Source organism: Burkholderia sp., from assembly GCF_018375725.1.
Taxonomy (GTDB): domain Bacteria; phylum Pseudomonadota; class Gammaproteobacteria; order Burkholderiales; family Burkholderiaceae; genus Burkholderia.
This window is the reverse complement of the sequence record NZ_JAHACR010000312.1, coordinates 1-4760: the sequence shown is the minus strand read 5'-3', so window position 1 is coordinate 4760 and position 4760 is coordinate 1. Positions and strand designations below refer to the sequence as shown.

Annotated in this window: 3 protein-coding genes and 1 pseudogene; 3 read left to right on the top strand and 1 reads right to left on the bottom strand. The window is 67.0% G+C overall.

Annotation, left to right across the window (positions count from 1 at the left end; all coding sequences use genetic code 11):
• From KH616_RS21550 to KH616_RS21540, 3 genes and pseudogenes are all read left to right on the top strand, one after another.
• Nucleotides 1-311 (top strand): annotated as a pseudogene (locus tag KH616_RS21550) (ABC transporter ATP-binding protein); the annotation flags it as partial.
• Nucleotides 308-1462 carry an ABC transporter permease gene (locus tag KH616_RS21545; RefSeq protein WP_292250631.1) on the top strand — a complete coding sequence of 385 codons (1155 nt, stop codon included), beginning with the start codon at nt 308-310 and terminating at the stop codon, nt 1460-1462. The pseudogene KH616_RS21550 and the gene KH616_RS21545, both read left to right, overlap by 4 nt.
• A 61-nt stretch (nt 1463-1523) precedes the next feature.
• Nucleotides 1524-2966, top strand: a complete 1443-nt coding sequence (locus KH616_RS21540) for an efflux transporter outer membrane subunit (RefSeq protein WP_292250634.1) — start codon at nt 1524-1526, stop codon at nt 2964-2966.
• A gap of 85 nt (nt 2967-3051) precedes the next feature.
• Here the strand turns inward: KH616_RS21540 and KH616_RS21535 are convergent, their stop codons facing one another.
• Entirely contained in the window at nt 3052-4278 is a 1227-nt protein-coding gene (locus tag KH616_RS21535) for a porin (RefSeq protein WP_292250629.1), read from the bottom strand.
• Between the last annotated feature and the right edge of the window lie 482 nt (nt 4279-4760).

Here is a 4760-nt window from a genome sequence, read left to right as displayed (position 1 = left end):
GCGAGCTGCTCGCGCAGGGCGCCGCCGCGGAAATCGTCGCGTCGCAAGGTCTCGCGACGTGGGCGATCACCGGCGAACGCCTGACCGAACTCGCCGCGCGATTGCGCACGATGCCCGGCGTCGACCAGACGGTTGTGTTCGGCTCGGCGCTGCACGCGAGCGGCCGCGACCGGCCCGCACTCGAGGCCGCGGTCCGGCGCGCAGCCGAGGACGATGCCCTGCGCGTCGCGCCGATCGAGACCGGTCTCGAGGACGTGTTCATCTACATGATGAGCCACGCGACGAACGACGGCGGCGGAGCCGCGTCATGAGCGCGCGACCGCGCATGCGCCCGGCGTTTTCGGTGGCGCGCTGGTGGAGCATCGTACTGAAGGAGTTCCTGCAGCTGCGCCGCGACCGCGTCACCTTCGCGATGATCGTCGGCATCCCGATCATTCAACTGGCGCTGTTCGGTTTCGCGATCAACACCGATCCGAAGCATCTGCCGACCGCGGTGATCGTCGCGGATCCAAGCCCGTTCGCGCGCAGCTTCGTCGCCGCGATGCGCAATTCCGCCTACTTCGAGATTGTCGCGACCTTACCCGGCGAAGCAGCGGCTCGCCAGGCGCTCGCGCGCGGCGACGTGCAGTTCGTGCTGACCGTGCCCGCCGATTTCTCACGGCGGCTGTTGCGCGGCGAGCATCCCGCGCTGCTCGTGGAAGCGGACGCGACCGATCCCGTCGCGATCGCCTCCGCGATCGGCGCGCTGCCGGGCCTCGTGCAGCCGGTCGCGGACAAGGACCTGACGGGGCCGCTCGCGCACCTGAACGGCCGCCCCGCCGCCTTCGAGGTGCGGCTTCACCGTCTCTACAATCCCGAAGGCATCACGCAGTACAACGTCGTACCCGGCCTGATGGGCGTGATCCTGACGATGACGATGGTGATGATGACCGGCCTCGCGATCACGCGCGAACGCGAACGCGGCACGATGGAAAACCTGCTCGCGACCCCCGTGCGGCCGATCGAGGTGATGACCGGCAAGATCGTGCCGTACGTGTTCATCGGACTGATCCAGGTATCGATCATCCTCGCGGCGGCGCGCTTCGTGTTCGGGGTGCCGTTCGTCGGCGGCGTGCTCGCGATCTACCTGTCCGCGCTGCTGTTCATCGCCGCCAACCTGACGGTCGGCATCACGCTGTCGTCGCTCGCGCAGAACCAGCTCCAGGCGATGCAACTCGCCATGTTTTACTTCCTGCCTAACATCCTGTTGTCGGGATTCATGTTTCCGTTCGCAGGCATGCCGAAGTGGGCGCAGTTCATCGGCAACCTGTTGCCGCTGACCTACTTCAACCGCCAGGTGCGCGGCATCCTGCTCAAGGGCAACGACTGGCACGATCTGTGGCCGTCGGTCTGGCCGGTCGCCGTCTTTACCGTGGTGGTGATGTGCATTGCGCTGCGCTTCTACCGGCGTACGCTCGACTAGGCGCGATGCGATGAAACCCGCCCGGTTCGCTGCCCGCCGCTTCCTGTCCGCCATATCCGGCATGGCGGCCGTTGCATCGCTTGAGTCCGGATGCGCGGTCGGCCCGGATTTCACGGCGCCCGCCGCGCCGTCGACCCAGCGCTATACGCGCGGCGACCCGCCCGCGACAACCGTGTCGGCGGCGGGCGCGGCCGGCGCCTCGCAGATCTTCGTCGCGGCCGGACACTCGCCGCAGCACTGGTGGACGCGATTCCGTTCGCCGCCGCTGAACCGGCTCGTCGATGCGGCGCTTCAGCGCAGTCCGACGCTCGACGAAGCGCGCGCGAAGCTCGACGAAGCACGGCAGAACTATGCCGCCGAAGCCGGCGCGACGGAATGGCCGCGCGTCGACGCGAACCTGTCCGCCACGCGCGAGAAGGTCAACCTCGCCGCCGTCGGCATTCCGGGCAACATCCCGCGCCCGGGCCCGTTCTCGCTTTTCAACGCGTCGGTCAGCGTGTCGTACCTGTTCGACGTATTTGGCGGCAACCGGCGCGCGCTCGAAGCGCTGATGGCGCAAGTCGACTATCGCGCGTACGAACTCGACGCCGCGCGTCTGACGCTCGCGGGCAATGTCGTCGCGACGGCGATCCGGCGCGCATCGCTCGCCCGGCAGATCGTGCTGACGCGGCAAATCATCGAAGCGCAGACACGGCAACTGCGGATCGTCGACGCGCGCCATGCGGCCGGCGGCGTCGCGCTGGCCGACGTGCACAGCCAGCGCACGCTGCTCGCGCAGACACAGGCGTCGCTGCCGCCGCTCGAGACCCAGCACGCACAGGCGGAACACCGGCTCGCGATCCTGCTCGGCGAACCGCCCTCGGACGCACACTTGCCGGATCTCTCGCTCGATTCGCTCCAGTTGCCCGACACGCTGCCGGTCGCGCTGCCGTCGACGCTGGCGCGCGAGCGGCCCGATATCCGTGCGGCGGAAGCGCTGCTGCATCAGGCGAGCGCGGACGTCGGCGTCGCGACGGCGAACCTGTATCCGCGCTTCATGATCTCGGCCGGCGCGGGATCGGAACGCACACGCGTCGCGGATATCGTGAACGGCCTGAACATCTGGAATATCGGGCTCAATCTGACGCAACCGCTCTTTCGCGGCGGCGAACTGCGCGCACGGAAGCGCGCGGCCGAAGCGGCCTACGAGGCGGCGTTCGCCGACTATCGGCAAACGGTGCTGGCATCGCTTCAGCAAGTCGCCGATGCGATGCGCGCGGTCGAACACGACGCGGCCGCGCTGCAGGCGCGCGACCTGGCCGCACGCGAAGCCGAAGCCGGTCACGCCATTGCGGACGCCCGGTACGCGGCAGGCGGCATCAGCGAATCGGGTTGGCTCGACATACAGCGGCTGGCGCTGCAAGCCGCACTCGATCGCACGCGCGCGCAGGCGGACCGGCTCGCCGATACCGCGGCGCTGTTTCAGGCGCTGGGCGGAAGCGGGCCGGCGGATGCGCCGGAATGACATCCGCCTCGCACGTAAACGACACAAGCCGGCCCGAAGGCCGGCTTGCATCCATTCCCGGTGCGCGTATGCGCGCCGCGTGGAATCAGAAGCGGTGGATCATACCGACGCCGACAGCGATCTGGTTCTGGCCCGCGCCCGCGGCCACGCCGTCACCGATCGAAGTCGTCGCGCGGACGATCTTGCCGCCGTTCAGCGTATCGCCGCTGGCGTGCTGGTACGCCTCGAGCACATACAGGCCCGTGCGCTTCGACAGGCTGTAGTACTGCGACAGCGTGACCTGGTGATATCGCGCCCCGCTCGTGATGCCGTTCGCTTCGGATGCCGCCGTGTATGCGTAGCCCGCCGCGAGATCCCACTGCGCATTCGCCTTCCAGTGAAGGATCGCGCCTGCCGTGTTGAAGGTCGCCGTGTGTGCGAAGCCCGACGCCACGCCCGGAATGTACTGGACGTTCGCGTACGACACCGACACATCCCACGTAGGCGTGAGCTGGTAGCCGGCCGTCACGGCGACGCGCTGCTGCGCCTGCGCGAACTTGTAGCCGTTGTTGATCGTCGACACGGCCGGCTGGACGCCGAGGCCGGTCTTCGGATCCGTGCCGTTCTCCACGGTCGAATTCGCGCCCCACTGGCCGCCGCCGAGCGTTGCGTTGTTGATGCGCTGGTAGGCGACTGCGACGCCTGCCGGGCCGTAGATGTACTGGATACCCGCGCTCCACGTCGAGCCGCGGTTCACGTTGCCGGCGATGCCGCCGAACGAATACGAACCGCCGACCGTGAAGCCGTAGATCTTCGGCGACAGATAGACGACCGAATTGTTCGCACGGTAGCTCGTATCGAGCGAGTCGATATCGCCCGGATGCGCGCCGTAGTAGCCGGTCAGCCAGGTCGTCGGGGTATACGGCGACAGCAGCGTGTAATACGCCGTGTACTGGCGGCCGGCCGTCAGCGTACCGTACGCGTTGTTGGTCAGGCCGACCCACGCCTGACGGGTGAAGATGCCGCCGCCCTGCGACCATTGCGATGCGCCGTTTGCCGTGTTCACGCCGGCTTCCAGCTGGAAGACCGCCTTCGTGCCGCCGCCCAGGTCCTCGGTGCCCTTCAGGCCGAAGCGGCTGCCCGCCCATACGCCTGCCGACATCCGCCACTGCGAGTGGCCGCCCGAGGTCGCCCCGGTCGATGGCGCAGCGTTGTTCTGGTACGCGATGCTGTTATCGACGATACCGTACAGGATCACGCTGCTTTGTGCGTGAGCGGCGGTTGCGGCTGCAAGGCCGGCTGCCGTCATGGCGACAGCGACGCGCTTCTTCATTGAATCTCCGTCCTCAAAGAATGGCTTCTTTTATGTGGTGTGGTTTTTTGTCGCATGTGCGAGTACATGCGGACGCGAATTCTGACGGATTACCGAATATTTCCCAAGGAGCGCAGTCGGTCGTCGTATGATTGGCGCAACGCAAAGGTTCACTAAACAGTTATGGGATAACCGGAACCCCACATCTGGCGCGGCTTTCCGTGTATTCCTAGTGGAAACCCTAGCTTTACATTTTTACTCGCGCGACGCGTTTGTCCGATGTCGTCATACGCCTTCAGCCGATTCAACTGACGAATACGCAGGCGTCGCGCGCGCCGCCATACGGCAACGGCAGAACGATCCGGCACCCGTATTTCGGTAACCGAATCGTTGGCGGCTGTCCGCACGCATGCGGCCTCTTCGCGGGATGTTCGACGGGTCACCCCGGCATTGCGCCGGGGGCTGGGAGACACCGATGCACAGTCGCGCGCGTGCGCGCCGCC

Excerpts from the sequence above, each read along its gene's own strand:
- KH616_RS21545 (WP_292250631.1), top strand. The coding sequence starts at position 308 with ATGAGCGCGCGACCGCGCATGCGCCCGGCGTTTTCGGTGGCGCGCTGG.
- KH616_RS21540 (WP_292250634.1), top strand. The coding sequence starts at position 1,524 with ATGGCGGCCGTTGCATCGCTTGAGTCCGGATGCGCGGTCGGCCCGGAT.
- KH616_RS21535 (WP_292250629.1), bottom strand. The coding sequence starts at position 4,278 with ATGAAGAAGCGCGTCGCTGTCGCCATGACGGCAGCCGGCCTTGCAGCC.